The organism is Coriobacteriia bacterium (assembly GCA_016649875.1).
Lineage (GTDB): Bacteria > Actinomycetota > Coriobacteriia > WRKU01 > JAENWW01 > JAENWW01.
Map to the genome: position 1 here is coordinate 1 of JAENWW010000019.1, position 17,452 is coordinate 17,452.

19 protein-coding genes, 3 tRNA genes and 1 other RNA gene are annotated in these 17,452 nt (G+C 52.5%); 3 read left to right on the forward strand and 20 right to left on the reverse strand.

Annotation, left to right across the window (positions count from 1 at the left end):
* Window positions 1–297: 297 nt before the first annotated feature.
* The 9 genes from JJE36_06590 to JJE36_06630 all read right to left on the reverse strand — a co-directional run bounded on the left by JJE36_06590 (window position 298) and on the right by JJE36_06630 (window position 4,665).
* A tRNA-Arg gene (locus JJE36_06590) sits at window positions 298–374 on the reverse strand.
* 12 nt (window positions 375–386) lie between these two features.
* Window positions 387–462 (reverse strand) — tRNA-Gly (locus JJE36_06595).
* Window positions 463–492: 30 nt separating this feature from the next.
* On the reverse strand, window positions 493–693 hold the full coding sequence (locus JJE36_06600; protein MBK5211957.1) for a hypothetical protein: 201 nt from the start codon (window positions 691–693) through the stop codon (window positions 493–495).
* 250 nt (window positions 694–943) lie between these two features.
* Window positions 944–1,020, reverse strand: a tRNA-Pro gene (locus JJE36_06605).
* A gap of 19 nt (window positions 1,021–1,039) precedes the next feature.
* Window positions 1,040–1,675, reverse strand: a complete 636-nt coding sequence (rdgB, locus tag JJE36_06610) for an RdgB/HAM1 family non-canonical purine NTP pyrophosphatase (protein MBK5211958.1) — start codon at window positions 1,673–1,675, stop codon at window positions 1,040–1,042.
* Complete coding sequence (rph, locus tag JJE36_06615) at window positions 1,676–2,395, reverse strand: ribonuclease PH (protein MBK5211959.1); 720 nt, start codon at window positions 2,393–2,395, stop codon at window positions 1,676–1,678.
* Between the two features lie 79 nt (window positions 2,396–2,474).
* Entirely contained in the window at window positions 2,475–3,377 is a 903-nt protein-coding gene (locus tag JJE36_06620) for a glutamate racemase (GenBank protein ID MBK5211960.1), read from the reverse strand.
* The gene (locus JJE36_06625) at window positions 3,374–4,132 is read right to left on the reverse strand and encodes a hypothetical protein (protein ID MBK5211961.1); all 759 of its coding nucleotides are present in this window, start codon (window positions 4,130–4,132) and stop codon (window positions 3,374–3,376) included. The genes JJE36_06620 and JJE36_06625 overlap by 4 nt, the downstream gene beginning before the upstream one ends.
* Window positions 4,132–4,665: a M48 family metallopeptidase gene (locus tag JJE36_06630; protein ID MBK5211962.1), complete on the reverse strand. Its 534-nt coding sequence runs from the start codon at window positions 4,663–4,665 to the stop codon at window positions 4,132–4,134. The genes JJE36_06625 and JJE36_06630 overlap by 1 nt, the downstream gene beginning before the upstream one ends.
* Before the next feature lie 111 nt (window positions 4,666–4,776).
* On the opposite strand from JJE36_06630, the gene JJE36_06635 reads away from it, so the two are divergent.
* Together JJE36_06635 and JJE36_06640 are read left to right on the forward strand one after the other, a co-directional pair.
* Complete coding sequence (locus JJE36_06635) at window positions 4,777–5,169, forward strand: YggT family protein (GenBank protein ID MBK5211963.1); 393 nt, start codon at window positions 4,777–4,779, stop codon at window positions 5,167–5,169.
* Window positions 5,170–5,201: 32 nt separating this feature from the next.
* Window positions 5,202–5,468: a GlsB/YeaQ/YmgE family stress response membrane protein gene (locus JJE36_06640; protein ID MBK5211964.1), complete on the forward strand. Its 267-nt coding sequence runs from the start codon at window positions 5,202–5,204 to the stop codon at window positions 5,466–5,468.
* A gap of 76 nt (window positions 5,469–5,544) precedes the next feature.
* Here the strand turns inward: JJE36_06640 and ssrA are convergent.
* Window positions 5,545–5,896: a transfer-messenger RNA gene (gene ssrA, locus JJE36_06645) on the reverse strand.
* Window positions 5,897–6,070: 174 nt separating this feature from the next.
* Here ssrA and JJE36_06650 point away from each other — a divergent pair.
* The gene (locus tag JJE36_06650) at window positions 6,071–7,546 is read left to right on the forward strand and encodes a bifunctional diguanylate cyclase/phosphodiesterase (protein ID MBK5211965.1); all 1,476 of its coding nucleotides are present in this window, start codon (window positions 6,071–6,073) and stop codon (window positions 7,544–7,546) included.
* Window positions 7,547–7,586: 40 nt separating this feature from the next.
* Here the strand turns inward: JJE36_06650 and smpB are convergent, their stop codons facing one another.
* The 10 genes from smpB to JJE36_06700 all read right to left on the reverse strand — a co-directional run.
* Window positions 7,587–8,057, reverse strand: a complete 471-nt coding sequence (gene smpB / locus JJE36_06655; GenBank protein ID MBK5211966.1) for an SsrA-binding protein SmpB — start codon at window positions 8,055–8,057, stop codon at window positions 7,587–7,589.
* A gap of 15 nt (window positions 8,058–8,072) precedes the next feature.
* Window positions 8,073–9,140, reverse strand: a complete 1,068-nt coding sequence (locus tag JJE36_06660; protein ID MBK5211967.1) for a M42 family metallopeptidase — start codon at window positions 9,138–9,140, stop codon at window positions 8,073–8,075.
* Window positions 9,137–11,098: a ribonuclease R gene (gene rnr / locus JJE36_06665; GenBank protein MBK5211968.1), complete on the reverse strand. Its 1,962-nt coding sequence runs from the start codon at window positions 11,096–11,098 to the stop codon at window positions 9,137–9,139. Before rnr ends, JJE36_06660 begins: the two co-directional genes overlap by 4 nt.
* A 13-nt stretch (window positions 11,099–11,111) precedes the next feature.
* Complete coding sequence (locus JJE36_06670) at window positions 11,112–12,377, reverse strand: S41 family peptidase (GenBank protein MBK5211969.1); 1,266 nt, start codon at window positions 12,375–12,377, stop codon at window positions 11,112–11,114.
* A 45-nt stretch (window positions 12,378–12,422) separates the two neighbouring features.
* Window positions 12,423–13,337, reverse strand: coding sequence for an ABC transporter permease (locus tag JJE36_06675; GenBank protein ID MBK5211970.1), 915 nt, complete (start codon window positions 13,335–13,337; stop codon window positions 12,423–12,425).
* The gene (gene ftsE / locus JJE36_06680; protein MBK5211971.1) at window positions 13,327–14,013 is read right to left on the reverse strand and encodes a cell division ATP-binding protein FtsE; all 687 of its coding nucleotides are present in this window, start codon (window positions 14,011–14,013) and stop codon (window positions 13,327–13,329) included. The genes JJE36_06675 and ftsE overlap by 11 nt, the downstream gene beginning before the upstream one ends.
* Window positions 14,014–14,245: 232 nt before the next feature.
* Entirely contained in the window at window positions 14,246–15,175 is a 930-nt protein-coding gene (locus JJE36_06685; GenBank protein ID MBK5211972.1) for a transketolase family protein, read from the reverse strand.
* Complete coding sequence (locus JJE36_06690) at window positions 15,175–16,020, reverse strand: transketolase (GenBank protein ID MBK5211973.1); 846 nt, start codon at window positions 16,018–16,020, stop codon at window positions 15,175–15,177. The genes JJE36_06685 and JJE36_06690 overlap by 1 nt, the downstream gene beginning before the upstream one ends.
* Window positions 16,021–16,084: 64 nt before the next feature.
* Complete coding sequence (locus tag JJE36_06695; GenBank protein MBK5211974.1) at window positions 16,085–16,843, reverse strand: PHP domain-containing protein; 759 nt, start codon at window positions 16,841–16,843, stop codon at window positions 16,085–16,087.
* A gap of 13 nt (window positions 16,844–16,856) precedes the next feature.
* Window positions 16,857–17,452 (reverse strand): PCRF domain-containing protein (locus JJE36_06700; GenBank protein MBK5211975.1); only part of this gene is annotated, 596 nt, incomplete at its 5' end.

Here is a 17,452-nt window from a genome sequence, read left to right on the forward strand (position 1 = left end):
TCCGCCGGTGACGGTTATGCCCTTTGCATAGCAGTTTGTCGATGTTCCGGCAAACGCTGCGGCCGGTACAAACCAAGTAAGGCACATCACTCCTAACAGAATAGAGGTGACTTTCCATGAACGTCTCATTTTGTTCCTTCCCATTGAGACCAATATCTGCACAAAACAATAACAGCAATCACACAAAAAATCACACAAAAAAATACCACTGTTTTGTTGCTGAGGCAAGTGATGTCGACAAATGGTTGTCGAGGAAGAATACGCTCAGCAGAGAACAAAGTATCCGCAGTATGTATGTGGTGCGCCCGGAGGGATTCGAACCCCCGACCTGAAGATTAGAAGTCTCCTGCTCTATCCAACTGAGCCACGGGCGCTTATGAGTATAATGGAGCGGACGACGAGACTCGAACTCGCAACAATCAGCTTGGAAGGCTGAAGCTCTACCAATTGAGCTACGTCCGCACGATGATGGTCGGGGTGTCGAAAAAGGATTTAGCTATTCGAACCAGCGACAGAACCCACATTTCCATCGAGTCTATTCTTGATGTCAATCTGGTTTTGATAAATCAGACCCATCATCTGAAACATCCTACGAAAGTTATCGTGCAGGTCTTCGTCAGGAGACAAATCTCTAAAATCATCAGGACTTAAAGCCATGATTTCCTCTTCGGTCATGTATGTCTTCTTAGCCATAAGCATCCTATCTGTCATTATATCAGATTCTCAAATGACTTGCGTAGTTTCATTGCGTGGAATATCACGCTGATGCCGTTATGGTTTACAAGTATAACAATTGATAATATCGTCATAGGTACACCCATGCTTATAGGCGGACTCTCTGATTTCAAGTTCAAGCAAGGCAAACTCCGTTTTCTGACGATGATACAGATAAAGGAACCAGCGTGCCAAAAAGGGCGCTCAGTTCCTTTATCGACATTCCTACTGGTCGGGGTGACAGGATTCGAACCTGCGACCCTCTGGTCCCAAACCAGATGCGCTACCAAACTGCGCTACACCCCGATTGTGCCGGATGCGCTCATCATACTGCACGAAAGCGACAAGAAAAGAGTATAGCAGACTTCAACATCGCAAGCGCATCGCCCCGGTGACTTATTGAATTCTTTTCATCCATCGTCAACTCGGCCATGGTTTTGCCCGGAACGCGATACGGCAAAAACAAAGGATCGTAGCCGAAACCGTGCTCACCGCGCTGCGCGGATGCGATTATCCCCTCGCAGGTCCCCTCCAGCGCGCTATAAGGCGAAGCCTCCGCCACCGCCTGATCGAGACCGACGAGTACAAGCGATGACACAAAACGCGCCGTCCTATCCGCAAGCGGAACATCCTTTAAAAGTCTGAGGAGCTTTTCGTTGTTTCGCGCATCCGTCGCATCTTCTCCTGAGAACCTCGCGGAATAAATTCCGGGCGCGCCCCCTAAAGCGTCGACGACCAATCCGGAATCATCGGCGAGCGCGGGCATGCCTGTGGCCTCGTAAGCAGACATCGCCTTAAGGCTCGAGTTGCCCTCGAACGTTTCGGCATCTTCTTTCGGCGAGGGCCAATCGGGAGCCACCTCGTAAATCGAGACGAACTCGAATCCGTCGACGGAAAGAGCTGCGTCGATCTCATCGATTTTATGTTTGTTGCCCGTAGCGACAACGATTCTTACCGTCATCTATCTTCCTTGCTCAAGTTCATTCTTCTGAAGCACGATGAGTTTCTCGATTCCGTTTTGAGCGAGATCGAGCATCTTATTAAGGCGCTCGCGGTCGAAAGGCGTTTGCTCTCCCGTTCCCTGGACTTCGATGAAACGCCCGTGATCATCTGCCACGACATTCATATCTATCTCGGCATGTGAATCCTCGTTGTAATCCAAGTCGAGCACGAGTTGCCCGGCGACCATGCCGACGCTGATGGCGGCGACCTGTCCCAAAAGCGGGATGGTATCGATCTTGCCGGCGAGCTTCCAATTTTCCAAAGCATCGACAAGCGCGATGTAGGCTCCCGTTATCGAGGCGGTACGCGTACCTCCGTCGGCCTGCAGCACGTCGCAATCCAAGGTGACGGTCACTTCCCCGCCGAGTGCAGACATATCGACGATGGTGCGCAACGATCGTCCGATGAGACGTTCTATCTCCATCGTGCGGCCCTTGGCACCCTTTCGCTCACGTCGCGTTCTCGTGTGAGTCGCTGCAGGAAGCATCGAATATTCGGCGGTGACCCAACCGAGTCCTTTTCCGCGACGCCACGGCGGCACGGATTCCTCTATCGTTGCGGCGCACAAAACTTTTGTGCCGCCGAATTCAATCAAACAGGAGCCGAAAGCATGCTCGAGAATATTGCGCCGAATCGATACGGGACGCACCACTTCGGGCGCGCGACCATCTTTTCTCATTTTGCCGATCCTTCCTTGGTTTTAAACCACGTGTTCTTTTCGAATATGTTTAAGCACGTTTAAGTGTGTTTAAGTATGTTTAAGCACGTTGTAACAATGAATGCAATTTTTCCGCCGAAAGCAACGATTCCAATTCGCTTATACCGAGCTTGTCGACTCTGCGCAGGGGCTTTCCGAACACCCTCGAACCCAGACGCTTAAAATCGTGCGTATCTCCCGTGGAGTACATCACCGGCAAAGGGAATCCGGCGCTGCTCGCGTCTCCGCGCTTTTCAAGCGTCGAGGCCACTTCGGCGGCAGTTTCCTCCGCACTCGAAATGAGCGCGACATCGGGACCCATGACCTGCCCTATGGCGGTGGACAGAAGCGGATAGTGCGTGCAGCCTAAGACCAGCGTGTCGACGCCTGCGCTGCGCAACGGTTTGAGATAATCGCGCGCAAGGGAATAAAACTGCGGGCGGATATACACCTCGCTCGTCTCGCCTTCGGCACGCGGATTTTTTTGCGTGTCGAATATGAGACCGCCTTCGACCATCTCGACGAACAAGGGAGTGGCCACCGAGTAGGTGGTGACGCCGGCGTCGAGACTTCTGGCGGCATGTGAATACACCTCCGAGCGGATGGTACCGACCGTGCCGATCACGCCGATTTTCCTGTTCCGCGTCGCTCGCACGGCGGCACGGGCTCCCGGCTCGACGACTCCGATGATCGGGATGGAGAATGATCGCTGTGCCAAAGCGAGACCCGCCGCTGTGGCCGTGTTGCAGGCGATCACTATCAGTTTCACATTCTTCGACTCGAAAAACGTGCAGATTTCAAGCACATAGCGACGGATGTCGTCGGGGTCTTTCGGTCCGTAAGGACAGCGTGCGGTGTCGCCGAGGTAGAGCAGCTTCTCATGCGGCAAGACGCGAGAAATCTCCCGAGCAACCGTGAGGCCGCCGAGTCCGGAGTCGAATATGCCGATCGGTGATGAATTCATAGCTCAGTAAGTATAGCAAAAACCTCTTGCAACCTTTCCAGTTGCAACTGATCCGTAATGCCCGCATCGTCAGAAATCACAAGACCTTCATCTCTCGACAGCCCGACGAGGAGTCTACATAGTTCCTCTGAAGGCACACCGTAGAAAAGCGTTTCCGCCGCTATGCCGCCGAACGGGCGGAGCCCGGCCTCTCTCGCGAGGTGGACGACCCGGGCCAACTCGGTGTAGCCGATCGATGCCAGATGCACCTTCTCGAAACCGGTTTCATGCAGCGGGACGAACAGCTTCGAGATATCGCCGTCGCTGTGAAATCCGATGCCGGGGATGCCGGCGATCGCCTGCGCATAGGCGGGCAACAAGACTTCGGCGATAAGCTCGGGGTCGAGAAGCCATCCAAGCGACGAGCAGACATCGTCTGCGATGAATATCGAGTCCGTGTCAGAGTCCGTGTCAGAGTCCGTGTCAGACTTCGCTGCGGACTTTGCCGATTCGGCTGCGAGCAGTTCGAGCTCGCCGGCAAGGGCTTCGCGATGAGGCTCTATCGCCGCAAGAAGTAGGTCGGCATCCCGCCCGTACACCGATATCGCTTCTTTCCAACCGACCTGAGCACAGAGGCGTCCCCATAGCCCTTCGACGGCTTTGAGCTCGCCGGCAAACAAGGAGACTCCCAGACGACGAGCGAGACTGCAGGCAGGCCAAGATAACGCAAAATCCCTTTGTGAGAGGGTGCCGCCGTTCGCTTCGTGATTCGGCATTATTCCTCCACCTTGAGAATGAGCGCTTCGGAGAGAGTTTTTCGCGCGAGAAGATATTCGGGAAAATATTGTTTGACGAGAGCCCGGAATCTCCGTCCGTGGTTGAACTCCTTCAAATGGCAAAGTTCATGGACGATCACGTAATCACGCTCCCGCTCGTCGAAACGCATGAGCTGACAGTTGAGGCTTATCGTCTTACGGGCGGAGCAGGAGCCCCATCTTGAGGATTGGTTGCGAATCGTCACGTGAACCGGATGCACACCGATGATGTCTTTCCAATACGAAATCCGCGTGGCAAAATCAACGCGCGCATCGGCTTTGAGACGCGCCACATCAGAAATCGTGAGAGGAGGACCCGCAAGTTCCTCTTTGACGGCCAACTTTTCTTGAGCGCGCGCAATCCACTCTCGGCGAGAATCCGTCCACTGCATAATTCTCGCCTCGGACATATGCCCGGGCGCACGAACGACCACCTTCGTGGAACTCTTCACCTCGATGGCCAAAGTTTTTCTATCGGAATATATGATTTCCATGGATTGACTATAACAAAGTGGCCACGGGGATGCGCCGATGCCCTGCAGCCAGTAGGCGTACAATGCAGGTAACATTAGTTATAGGGAATCAGTTATAGGGAGGATGAGAAAATGGAAAAAGATACAGAAGAAACTGTTACCACTCACGACAGCAACGTCTATCGGGGAGGTAAAACACCATCGAGGAGGGAGGCAAGCGGTCCTCAAACAGTCGAGTACATCGTATATTTCCTTTTTGGAATCTTGGAAATACTCTTGGCTTTCCGTTTTGTACTTAAGCTAACCGGTGCGAGTGCCTCAAGCGGATTTGTAGACTTCATCTACCGTTCCAGTGGAACTTTTACGTTGCCGTTTGAGGGAATATTCAGAGCGTTCTCCGGTCGAGGCGTTGAAACCACCGCGTCTTTCGAGCCATCGACCTTAGTCGCTCTCGTCGTATACGCGATTATTGCCTGGGGCATTGTCAAGCTTATACAGATCCTCTCAGGCGAACAGCAAAGCTAAACTAAAATAGACGGTAATAGATGGGAGTTCTTATGGGAATCATCAGTATGCTTATTGTTGGTGGCTTGACGGGTTGGCTGGCCAGCTTGATTATGAAAACAGATGGTCAGATGGGCATTTTGCTCAATATCGTGATCGGAATCGTCGGTGCCTTTCTTGGTAGCTGGCTCTTCGGTACGGTGCTCGGATTCGGTGGTGCCTTTACCGCGGGGAGCGTTAGCTGGGGCGGCTTTTTTTGGGGAATAATCGGTGCCGTCATCTTAATCGGTATTTTGAAACTTTTCAAAATACTGAAATAGATCGATCGTTAAAAGCGTTAAAAGCAAAAAAATGGCACTTCACCTATGATTTCAGATGAAGTGCCATTATTTTTTATGGTGGAGGTGGTGGGAATCGAACCCACGTCCACATTGCATACTAAGGAAGCATCTCCAAGCTCAGTCGCCGGCTAAGTCTCGATTCACCGGTCGCCCGACAACACACTTATCAGTGAATCATAGCCGTTCAGTCTTTTGCCGAAGCATACAGCTTACGTCTTCAGCAGCAATCCCCTAGATGACGTCGCATCGAGAGCGGGGATACATCTCGAGTTGACGTCGCTGTCAATTAAGCAGCGAAGGCTAAATTATTTTCGCCAGTTATACTGGAGATACCCCTATTTAACGAGGCGAGGAGACCTCGGCTTGCTTCTTCCGTCGAACACAACATGTCGAGACCAGTCACCCCCGAAGGGTTGTTCTGACTCCATCCATAGAGTTCGTTTCTCAGTATAGCACGCGTATCGTCCAACCAGCGCACGTGTGTCGTCCAACCAACAAAACCTTCTTAATACAGTTTAATTGCGCGATTCTCCTCTACAATTGCATATGACGCTGTAGGGGTGCACACAAAGGAGGCCGATATGTTATCCATCTTGCAGCATTTTTGGATTCAAATTCTTTTGAATGTCGCAATCATCAGCGCGATTATCATAGCGGTCCTTTATAACTCTCGAAAAAGAAATCTTCGAGAAGTCGAATACATCGCCTATGTCGATCCGATTACCGGGCTGTCGAACAGGTTGAAATTCATCGAGAACATCGCTGCTATCATGGAATACGAAAAAAGTGGTCGGTATGCACTGGCTGTGCTCGACATCGATGGGTACAAGTCGATTAACGACATGTACGGCATGGTCTTCGGTGATGAGCTTTTGGGGTTCCTGGGCGATCGTATCCGAGAGAGCGCACCGGAAAAAGCCCTCGTGGCACGCGACACAGGCGATGAGTTCTTGCTCTTCACCCGTTATAAGGATTCCGAGGATCTCAACGACATATTCGCCCGTATCATCGCGTCTGTCAGCCGCGTGAGCTTCAAGCATGCCGGCGTACTCGAACTCTCGATATCGACGGGTGTGTATCTCTTCTCGGACGAAGATTGCACTCCCCTGTCGGCCATAAACCGTGCCGATATTGCGCGAACACGCATTAAAGCGAACCATGAAAAACATATCAACTTTTTCACCGAGAAAATGCGTGTGGAACTTGCCAACGAGACGATTCTGGAAAACGACCTCAAACTTGCTCTTGAGCGCGGGGAATTCGAACTCTACTACCAGCCGAAAATCAGACTTGACAACAACCGAATCAACGGCTTCGAGGGTCTCATCAGATGGCACCACCCACTCGCAGGACTCCTCGGACCCGCAACGTTCATACCGTTCGCAGAACGCATCGGATTGATTTCAAAAATCACGGAATGGGTAATCGTCCAATGCTGCAAAGACGTGTCGCAAATCGGGGAATGGTGGGCTCAGTCCTCATCTGATTTCGAGCAAGAACACGGTGCCGCTCCCAAAAATTTCGCCGTCAGAACTTCCCTCAACTTGTCGCCTGTGGATCTTTCCAACCCGCATCTGATCGACATTCTCAACGAAGCGCTCACTCGTTATGGGGTCGACCCTTCCTTTCTCGAGGTGGAAATTACCGAAAGCGCTTTGATTGAAGATGCGGATGTGAGCATGACGACCATCAGAAGCATGCGAGATATCGGCATCGATATCGCTCTCGATGATTTCGGAACGGGATACTCGTCGCTGGGATACCTCAAAGATCTGCCGCTGGATACCGTCAAGCTCGACCGAATTTTCATCCATGATATCGAGACCGATATGCGCAGCAGAAAAGCGTTGCGCTCGATAATCGACTTGGTTCACACGTTGGACTACAAAATAGTCGCAGAGGGAATCGAAAATGAGTTTCAAGCGACATTTTTGAAAGAAGCGGGCTGCGAAACGGGGCAAGGTTTTTATTTCGCTCCGGCGATGCCGCTCTCGGATTCATACCAGTATTTTATCTCAGCATTAAAGGAATTCGGGTACGACGACGCGGGCCGATGAGGGAGAGTCACACCCTTGGTCGCACGCTAGCGCGCTAAGTTCAGGAGCGCCGTCGCTCCTTGAGAGCTCTCTCCATGTCCCTGGCGGCATCCTTCTTGGCGATATCTGCTCGTTTGTCATAAAGCTTCTTACCGCGTGCCACCCCGAGCTCGACTTTGACCTTATTGGCTCTTGAAAAATAAACACGTGTGGGAACAAGCGTGTATCCGGCTTCTTTAGTTTCCCCGAGAAGATAACGAATCTGTTTTTTGTGCATCAACAACTTGCGTGCGCGGTCCGGATCGGGATTTTCCAGGTTGCCGTGACTGTACGGCTTGATGTGAACGTTCAACAGCCACACTTCTCCATCGCGCACGCTCGCATAAGACTCTTTCAGCGACAGACCGTTTTCTCGAATTGATTTGACTTCGGTGCCGGAAAGCACGATACCGCACTCGAAAGTCTCTTCAATGGAGTAATCGTGATATGCCTTCCTATTGCTCGCAATTTTTCTGTCGGTTTGTTCGAACATGTAGGTAAATCCTTTTTATGCGCGCGGAGTGAAATCCGTATCCCCGTCAAGGGCACAGATGAACTCTGTGAGGAGCACCACGGCCGCATCGAGATCGTCTTTGGAAAGAACTTCGTTGGGGGTGTGCATGTAACGCAACGGAATCGAGATGAGCCCCGCAACCTTTCCGCCCCGGGAAAGCTGTATGGCGTTCGCGTCTGTTCCGGTACCGCGCGGCTCCGCACCGATCTGATAAGGAACATCGGCCTTCTTCGCCGCCGCGACTAATAGATCGAACAACACGGGGTTGATGTTCGGACCGCGCGCGATGATGGGGCCCTTGCCGACGATCGCCTCGCCGTGAGAGCGCTTATCGATATCGGGATAATCCGTCGCATGTCCCACCTCGACGGCGATACCGATAGTCGGATCGATACCGTATGCGGAGGTTTCCCCGCCGCGAAGTCCTACTTCTTCTTGCACGGTGCCGGCGACGATGAGATCCACTTTGGCACCGTCGCGCTTTTTGACTTCCTCGAGTACGCGCGCTGAAATCCAAGCGCCCATTTTATCGTCCATTGCACGAGAAACGATGAGGCCTTCGCCGAACTCGACGAAGTCGATGGAGAACGTGATGGGATCGCCCACGCGGAACAGCTCTTTGGCTTTTTCGGCGCTCATGCCCGGATCGATGAAGAGTTTTTCAATCTTAGTCACATTCGTGCGCTCTTCGGTCTCGATGAGATGAATCGGCTTGCGGCCCATGACCCCGAGAAAATCCCCGTTAGCGGCATGGATGATCACGCGCATGCCGGGCAAAATGGCGGCGTCCACGCCACCGATGGCTTTAAATGCGATATAACCTTCAGGGGTGATGTAATTGATCATCAACCCGATCTCATCGATGTGCCCGGCCAACATCACACTTTGCTTGGCATTTTTCGCAGCGAGCACGGCGTGTACGGAGCCCATGACATTGGTGGTGACATCCTTCACACTTGCGCTGAGCCGTTCCCTCAGCACTGCGGCTGCCGGTGCTTCATACCCGGAAGGCGACGGTGCCTCGACGAGATTTTTCAGAAACTCAAGGTCTTTTATGTTCATACTTCCACTTCCTTAAATTCAAAGTCGAGTTGACCTTCCTCGAGATTTACCGAGACAAGGATTACCTCGACTTTTTGGCCCACCCGATACCGCGTATTCGTTTCTCGACCAACGAGAGCGTGACGAGAAGCATCGTAACTCCACTCATCATATCTGAGACTCTCTTTATGAATGAGGCCGCTTGCCGAGTTCTCAAGAGACACGAACAGCCCGAAACCGGCGACATTGGTTATTATACCAGCGAACGCCTCACCGATATGAGAATGCATATATTCGGCGATTTTATATTTCGTTGCCTCTCGCTCGGTCGATTCAGCATTGCGCTCCCCCACCGAGCACCTTTCGCACAACGCCGCCAACTCTTCAATCATCTCTTTGAGAAGCGGCTCATCGAGACGATTTTGCAGACGCCCGGCGAGAATGCGATGGACGATCAGGTCGGGATAGCGTCTGATGGGAGAAGTGAAGTGCGTGTAGTACTCGCTTGCGAGTCCGAAGTGTCCTGTCGGCTCGACGCTGTAGTATGCCTGCTTGAGCGCACGGAGCAACAAAGAGGATATGTAGAGCTCTTCAGGCTTGCCTTCGGCGGCATGAAGAATATTTTGGAACGTCTTCGAACTCACCTCGGCATCGGCACCGATACGATAGCCGAACTCGGTGAGATAGGGCCACAAACTGTCGAGTGCGGAGGAATCGGGACGTTCATGGACTCGATATACCGTCGGGCATTTTCGACCGGCGAGATATCCGGCGACGACCTCATTTGCAAGAATCATCGCCTCTTCGATCATCTCGGTCGCTTTATTTTTAGAACGGGTGACTATTTCTGTCGGAACGCCCCGCTCATCGCAATGGACCTTCGACTCGACCGAATCGAATTCAAGTCCACCGCGTGCAAATCGAACACCCCCGACGGCGTCTGTGATTTCGGCAAAGCAGGTCAACGCCTGCCGAGCGGTCTCATCTCGGAAAGGTATAGCACCTTTCAGCGCATCGTGAATTTCATCGTATGAGTAGCGATGCGTCGAATTGATCACCGATTGATAGAGTTCGTATCTCTCCACCTCGCCAGAGTCCGACAGGTACATATCGACCGAAAACGCGAGGCGATCGACTCCGGGCTTGAGAGAGCACAAATCGTTCGAAAGGCGTTCCGGCAGCATCGGGATCACACCGGTCGGGAGATATACGCTTGTCGTACGCTCACGTGTCTCCCTATCGATTTCGCCGTTCCAAGGAACATACGTGGACACATCGGCGATATGCACGCCGAGACGGACCGTGCCGCCGATTCTCTCGACGCTGATTGCATCATCGAAATCCCTGGCGTCAACCGGATCGATGGTGAATATGTGACGGTCACGTATGTCTCGGCGCAATGTATTATCCCGCAAAGCTTTATCGGCATCCATGGAGCAATGTCCCACTTCTTCGAGCGCAGCGGGAGAAAACTCCGTTCTCAGATTATGCTCGGCGATGATGACTTCGACGGGAGGAGGACCTGAAGTGCCGCCGTCGGGAAAAATCACCTCGGTGATGACGACCTGCATCGACTGGTAGCGTGTGGGATACGTCAAAATGGTGGCTTTCACCCAGTCTCCCGGTTGAGCCTTCAGTGATCGCTCGACATCGACGAAACCGTCATAGCCGATTCGCTTATCGCGCGGAACCACAACGCCCAGCGCTCCGAACATCTCATACCGACCGACGAGAACATCATTGACACGTTGGACTATTTTCACAACTCGTCCGGCCCGCCCTTGCCCGCCGGATGCGACATGACGCAAAGAAACCGTGTCACCGTTCATCGCGCCGTTCATATCATGGCGACTCACATAATAATCTCCGCCGTCTGCCGCAACGAATCCGAAACTCTTTTTCGTGGCAAAAAGCCGCCCCACGACAAAGCCGGTGTTTGTGGCTTTCTTGGCGGACGGCGTCTTGCGTTTCTTGCTCAAAAGGGCTCCCTCATTATTTCGATGTCGTACGTGCCAACTTCTGAGCCTCTGCGACAGCTCTTATCAATTGGATGTCGGTCTTTGGTTTCATCTGGTCGTTCACATTCATTTTAACGGTGATGTCGGGCGTGAGACCTATGCCGTTTATATCATGGCCCTTAGGCGTCTTGTAGTGTTCGATGGTCAAGATGACCGCACTGCCGTCCGACATCGGATATTGCGCCTGGACACTGCCTTTTCCGTATGACTTCGTTCCGATAAGCGTCGCGCGTCCATAATCTTGCAGGCATCCGGAAACTATCTCGGAAGCCGATGCGCTGTATTTGTCGATGAGAATCACGAGGGGCAAATCGGTGACTTGGTTGCCTGTTGTTTTCAGCACTTCGGTCGTTTTATTTCCTCTGGTTTCCGTTTTCACGACCACCCCGCTCTTCATGAAGAGAGACGCTGTGCCGACAGCCTCCTTGAGCAGACCTCCGGGATTCTCGCGCAGGTCCAAAACGATACTCGTCGCGCCTTTTTTGGTGACGCTCTTTATCTCTTTCTCCACTTCCGAGGAAGCGAGATTGTTGAATTGTCCCAATCGGATATAACCGACATTGCCGTTCTTAATCGAAGATTCGGTGTTGGGATAGGTAACCATCGCTCTTGTCATGGTAGCCGTGTACAAAGTCGATTTCCCGCCCTTCTTCTCGGCCGGGCGAATCATAGTCACGGTGACTTTGGTGCCTGCTTTACCTTTAACGAGTTTTTGCACCTGTTCGACGGTCCACTTATCGGATTTCTTCCCTTTGATGACCGAAAAAGTGTCTCCGACTGCGATTCCGGCCTTCGAGGCGGGAGTCCCTTTGTAGACCTCGACCACCGAAACGCGACTGCCGTCTTCTTGCAACAAGACACCGATGCCGGCAAATTGTCCGTCCAGTTCTTCTGAGTAACTCTTGAACTCCGAAGCCGGCATATAACGCGAATGCGTGTCGCCGGTACTTTGAAGAAGACCGTTGAGAGCACCGATGGTCGCAGAAGTTTCGGAAGGCACCTGATACCCTTTTGATTTCATGAGGTCGTATACCGAAGTGACCGCATCGTTGAGCGTGGCGGATGTCTCTGAGCTGTTCGCACCGAGCAGAGAAGTGCCACCGATGCCCTTTGCCGGCGAAGTGTTCACCGCGGCGATTTCATGTAAAACATTCGATGTGTAAAAACCACCTATGAAAGCGGAAAGAACAACTGCGACACCGATCAGGGTTCCGACAATGATTTTATAAGTCTTTGACATTCAACATCCTTACACGAAGTATCCAAGTCGAACTATCACCGCACGCTAAACGCGAAGATACTTACGCATCGCAATCCATGAGCCGAACGCGCCGATGAGCGCTCCGGCGATGATGAGAACTATTGAAATCTGAATGGTTACCATACTTGATAGGTTGAACTGCATGAATGATATTGCCACTTTGAGCTTGGGAAGCGCCCCGTATTGAATGGCGGATAACGTGATTACCGCAAGAAGGGCTCCGATAACCGACTGAAGTATGCCCTCTAGAATGAACGGCGCACGAATGAACCAGTTGCTGGCTCCCACAAGACGCATAATCGCGATTTCTTGTCTCCGTGCATAAATCGCAAGTCGAATGGTGTTGTTGATGAAAATCAACGATACCACTCCCAGCATGATGACGAATACTATGCCGACCAATCGCAAAATCTTTGTGAAAGCAAAGAGTTTTTTAACGATCTGCTGTCCGTATTTCAGCGACTTCTCGGGAGCTTCGGGGTGATCGGCGATTTTTGCAAAGGTATCCGAATTCTTGATGGTCGCTACAACGGTCTCGACATCGCGAGCGTCTTTGAGCTCGACATCGAGCGACTGCGGGAGAGGATTCCCCTCGAGGTTATTGACAACTTCAGGCGAAGCCGACATGGTTTTCTTAAAATCGGCGAGAGCCAGTTCTTTCGAAGTGAAATTAACGGACTTCACCAAAGGATCGGTAACGAGCTTTCGCTGCAAAACCTCTATATCTTGGGTAGCCGCGTCGTCTTTGATGAATACTTGGACCGAAACCTTGGATTCGACATTGGTGACCAATGAATTGACCACCGTTGAAATCATCAGTGAAATTCCGATGAGGAGCAACGAAAGAAAAATTGTGATAATCGCGCCGAGGCTCATGACCCAATTGCGCTTAAACGACGTGCCCGCTTCGCGTATGAAATAACCCGGATTAGTCGACATAACCGTACACGCCCCTATCCTGGTCACGGATGACGTGACCGCTGTCGAGGGCGATGACACGACGGCGCATGGAGTTGACCATCTCGCGGTCGTGCGTGGCGATGACGACCGTCGTGCCGGTGTTATTGATACGTTCGAGCAACTTCATGATTCCCAACGAGGTTTGCGGGTCGAGGTTTCCCGTCGGCTCATCGCACAAGAGCATCGGGGGCCGATTGACGAAAGCGCGCGCGATGGATACGCGCTGCTGCTCTCCTCCGGAAAGTTCGTTGGGATAGTTGTTGACTTTATCTTCGAGACCGACGAGGCGCAAAACTTCAGGAACCTGCGTATTGATGACGTGTCGCGACTTTCCGATTACTTGGAGAGCGAACGCCACATTTTCAAACGCGGTTTTATTGGGCAAAAGTTTAAAGTCTTGAAAAACGCAGCCTATGTTGCGACGGAGATACGGCACGCGTGAACTGCGCATTGTCGCAAGGTCATATCCTGCAACGATAATTTGACCTTTGGTGGGAACGATTTCTCGGAGGAGCATTCGAATGAACGTGGATTTGCCCGAGCCCGAATGTCCGACGATGAACACGAACTCTCCACCTCCGACTTCGACATTCACATTCTCGAGTGCCGCTTTTTCCGCGACATAGCGCTTTTCGACATTGCGCATTAAAATCATCGCCGGGCCGCTCGGTCGAGGGACCGACGGTGCGAGCTTCTTGTTCACATCGGGAACGATGGAATCAAGCGTCGCTTCGATATTACTTCTCTCTGCCAATAGTTTCTCCTTTTGAATTCATACGTCTCATTCAACGTCCGAGCCGCATGTGAAAAGTGTAACAAAGGGCGCGTCTCGTTGCGTGCCCGATGATACATTTGTAACCTTCCGTTACCGAATGGCTATGAAATTTTCACAATCTGAACAGCTCCAAAGCAGCCTCTACGATTGCGTCGGCGCCCAGCCCGAAATACTCGATGAGTTCATCAGGGGTTCCCGACGTCCCGAACCGATCCGCAACACCGATACGACGCGTGGGCGTCGGCGCGACTTCGGAAAGAACCTCAGAAACCGCCGATCCCAAGCCTCCGAGAACCGAATGCTCTTCACATGTTACGATACGTCCCGTTTTAAGAACACTCTCAACCAACGTATCGACATCGAGCGGTTTAACCGAGACCATATCGAGAACCTCGGCGCTGATTCCTTGCTTTTGCAACATCTCGGCCGCTTCTAGGGCTTTGGCGACTTCGATTCCACAAGCGGCGAGCGTCACGTCGGTTCCTTCGCGCAAAATATAAGCTCGCCCGAGCTCGAGTTCAAAGCCTTCCTCATACACATCCGGTACACCGACGCGACCGAGACGGACGTAAAACGGACCGGGTGTCTTTGCGGCCAACCGAATGGCTGCTTTGGCCGATACGTAATCGGCGGGCACCAAGACACGCATATTGGGAAGCACCCTCATTAAGGCGATATCTTCGAGCATCTGGTGACTTCCGCCGTCGGGACCCACGGTGACGCCCGAGTGAGTCGGTGCGATTTTGACATCGAAGTTGTTGTAACAGACGGTATTACGAATCTGTTCATAAGCTCTTCCCGCACCGAAAACGGCAAACGAACCGGTGAAAGCGATGCGTCCCGTCGCCGAAAGACCAGCGGCGACACAGGTCATATTCTGTTCGGCGATACCGACGTTCACCAACCGTTCGGGATATGCCGCGCCGAGCTTTGCGGTCGTCGTCGAGCCGGAGAGATCCGCCTCGACGACGACGATGTTCAGTCCCTCTTCTACGAGCTCCACCAAAGTCTCACCGTACGCGGCACGTGTGGCTTTTCCCATCACGCATCACTTCCCTTCGGTGCGCAGAGTTCATCACAAGCCGACTTCGCCTGTTCAAGGCTTGGTGCCGTACCGTGCCAACTCGCCTTATCTTCCATGAATGAGACCCCTTTACCCTTATGGGTATGCGCGATGATCACACGCGGTTTGTCTTTGCAAGGAGGCGTCGTAAACGCCTCGTGAAGTGCAAAACAGTCGTGCCCGTCGACCTCGAGGACATCGAATCCGAATGCGGAAAACTTCGCGCCGATGTCGCCGAGCGACATGACGTCGCAGCACAGCCCATCGATTTGGAGTCCGTTGTTGTCGACTATCACGGTAAGGTTGTCGAGCTTTTCATGTGCGGCGAACATCGCCGCCTCCCACACTTGGCCCTCATCGAGTTCACCGTCACCGGTCAAACAAAACACTCTTTGCGAGCCGCCGTCGATTTTCAGCCCCAAAGCCATGCCGCATGAAACGGATATTCCCTGTCCAAGCGAGCCGGTCGACACTTCAACTCCGGGTGTTTTGCTCGCATCGGGATGCCCCTGCAGCATATGCCCGAGTTTCCTCAATCCGAGCAGCTCTTTGCGCTCGATTATGCCGGCTTCCGCAAGCGCTGCATACTGCACGGGAGCCGCATGACCCTTGGAAAGCACAAACCGGTCGCGCATTTTATCGCACAGGTCGGACGGGTCATACTTCAAAACGCCACCGAAGTAGAGCGTGGCGACGATATCGGCTGCAGACAGCGAACCACCGGGATGTCCCGATTTCGCCTCGGCCAGCATCTCGATGATATCGATACGCATTCGAGTTGCGATACTTTTGACTTTCTCACCATCGAACGCAGAAACAGACATGGAATTTCTCTTCTCTCATGAGCGAATACACCAACGAACTTATCGTACCAAAAATGATGACCGTTTAAATGATGACAGGGCCCCAGTCGATACGAGGACGCTCTCGCTTTGCGTTAAGGTGCGCAAGAACCCTCTCTGCGGAATTGTTCAAAAAGTACTCAGGGGGGATTCCGACCTTTTGAGCCGCCTCCAACGCTCGATCGAATACGCCGATGGTGTTGAAATAATGCGAATCCGAACCGATTGCCATCGGCACGCCCGCCTCAAAAGCGGCTTGCGCGAATTCGACTTCGCGTGAAGAACTCCCCGCGCGCGAACCGTGTTCGTCAAACGAATGCTCGTTTAATTCGATGATGACGTCATATTTGCGCGCGGCCTCTACGACCGACTCGATTTCGAGGGGAAACAACGAGTTGCCCGGATGATTGACTTGATCGACGAAGGGGCTTTCCATGGCACGCACCATGGCATCGGTGTTCTTTTTGCCGTCGCTTTCGGAAAATCCGCAACATGAATGCAACCCGACCGAGACGAAATCGAGTGTTTCAAGCAGCCAATCCTCCAAATCGAGACCGTTTTCCGTCCCCGAATCGACGAGATTCGCTTCACAACCGTGCAAAAGACGCGTTCCTTTATAAAATGAGGGCGTCACTTTCAAATCAGCAAAATACCAAGCATGGGCTCCTTGCGGCACGTGCGGACCGTGATCGGTGACTGCGATGAGTTCCATTCCCTTTTTCGAGGCTGCTTCCAGATTCTCCGTCAGCGTCGCATAACCGTGGCCTGAAGCCACCGTATGGATATGAAGGTCGGCTTTCAGCATATGCATTCTCTCCTTACTCATTCTCATGCGTGGAGGCAGGCGCGCCGGTGGCTTTCCAACGATGGTACCCTACGACGAAATCGTCGATATCCCCGTTGAGCACACCGTCGATATTTCCCGTCTCGATGCCCGTTCGTACGTCTTTGACCATTTGATAGGGGTACAAAATATAATTTCTGATTTGTGAACCCCACGTGATATCTTGTTTGGGCCCGCGCAACTCGTCGAGTTCGGCATCGCGTCGCCTTTTTTCCGCTTCGAAGAGCCGTGCTTTCAGTATCGACATCGCGGCATCCTTATTCTTGTGCTGTGATTTCTCGTTTTGACAGGTGACCACGATACCGCTTGCGAGGTGCGTGATTCTCACCGCCGAATCGGTCGTGTTGACCGACTGTCCGCCGGGTCCGCTGGAACGATACACATCTACGCGAATATCTTCATCCTTGATTTCGACCTCGATATAGTCGGGCAAAACCGGCACTATGGTGACGCCGGCGAAGGTCGTTTGTCTGCGTTTTTTGACATCCGTCGGGCTGATACGCACCAGACGGTGCACTCCCTGCTCCGAAGAAAGCATTCCATAGGCATTTTTACCGTGCACGGTAAAAA

Coding starts and splice junctions, on each gene's coding strand:
- JJE36_06690 (MBK5211973.1), bottom strand. CDS start 16,020: ATGTCTGTTTCTGCGTTCGATGGTGAGAAAGTCAAAAGTATCGCAACT.
- JJE36_06685 (MBK5211972.1), bottom strand. CDS start 15,175: ATGGGAAAAGCCACACGTGCCGCGTACGGTGAGACTTTGGTGGAGCTC.
- JJE36_06635 (MBK5211963.1), top strand. CDS start 4,777: ATGGAAAAAGATACAGAAGAAACTGTTACCACTCACGACAGCAACGTC.
- JJE36_06620 (MBK5211960.1), bottom strand. CDS start 3,377: ATGAATTCATCACCGATCGGCATATTCGACTCCGGACTCGGCGGCCTC.
- JJE36_06660 (MBK5211967.1), bottom strand. CDS start 9,140: ATGAACATAAAAGACCTTGAGTTTCTGAAAAATCTCGTCGAGGCACCG.
- JJE36_06630 (MBK5211962.1), bottom strand. CDS start 4,665: ATGGAAATCATATATTCCGATAGAAAAACTTTGGCCATCGAGGTGAAG.
- JJE36_06670 (MBK5211969.1), bottom strand. CDS start 12,377: ATGTCAAAGACTTATAAAATCATTGTCGGAACCCTGATCGGTGTCGCA.
- rdgB (MBK5211958.1), bottom strand. CDS start 1,675: ATGACGGTAAGAATCGTTGTCGCTACGGGCAACAAACATAAAATCGAT.
- smpB (MBK5211966.1), bottom strand. CDS start 8,057: ATGTTCGAACAAACCGACAGAAAAATTGCGAGCAATAGGAAGGCATAT.
- JJE36_06600 (MBK5211957.1), bottom strand. CDS start 693: ATGGCTAAGAAGACATACATGACCGAAGAGGAAATCATGGCTTTAAGT.
- ftsE (MBK5211971.1), bottom strand. CDS start 14,013: ATGATTTTAATGCGCAATGTCGAAAAGCGCTATGTCGCGGAAAAAGCG.
- JJE36_06650 (MBK5211965.1), top strand. CDS start 6,071: ATGTTATCCATCTTGCAGCATTTTTGGATTCAAATTCTTTTGAATGTC.
- JJE36_06675 (MBK5211970.1), bottom strand. CDS start 13,337: ATGTCGACTAATCCGGGTTATTTCATACGCGAAGCGGGCACGTCGTTT.
- JJE36_06625 (MBK5211961.1), bottom strand. CDS start 4,132: ATGCCGAATCACGAAGCGAACGGCGGCACCCTCTCACAAAGGGATTTT.
- JJE36_06640 (MBK5211964.1), top strand. CDS start 5,202: ATGGGAATCATCAGTATGCTTATTGTTGGTGGCTTGACGGGTTGGCTG.
- rph (MBK5211959.1), bottom strand. CDS start 2,395: ATGAGAAAAGATGGTCGCGCGCCCGAAGTGGTGCGTCCCGTATCGATT.
- JJE36_06695 (MBK5211974.1), bottom strand. CDS start 16,843: ATGCTGAAAGCCGACCTTCATATCCATACGGTGGCTTCAGGCCACGGT.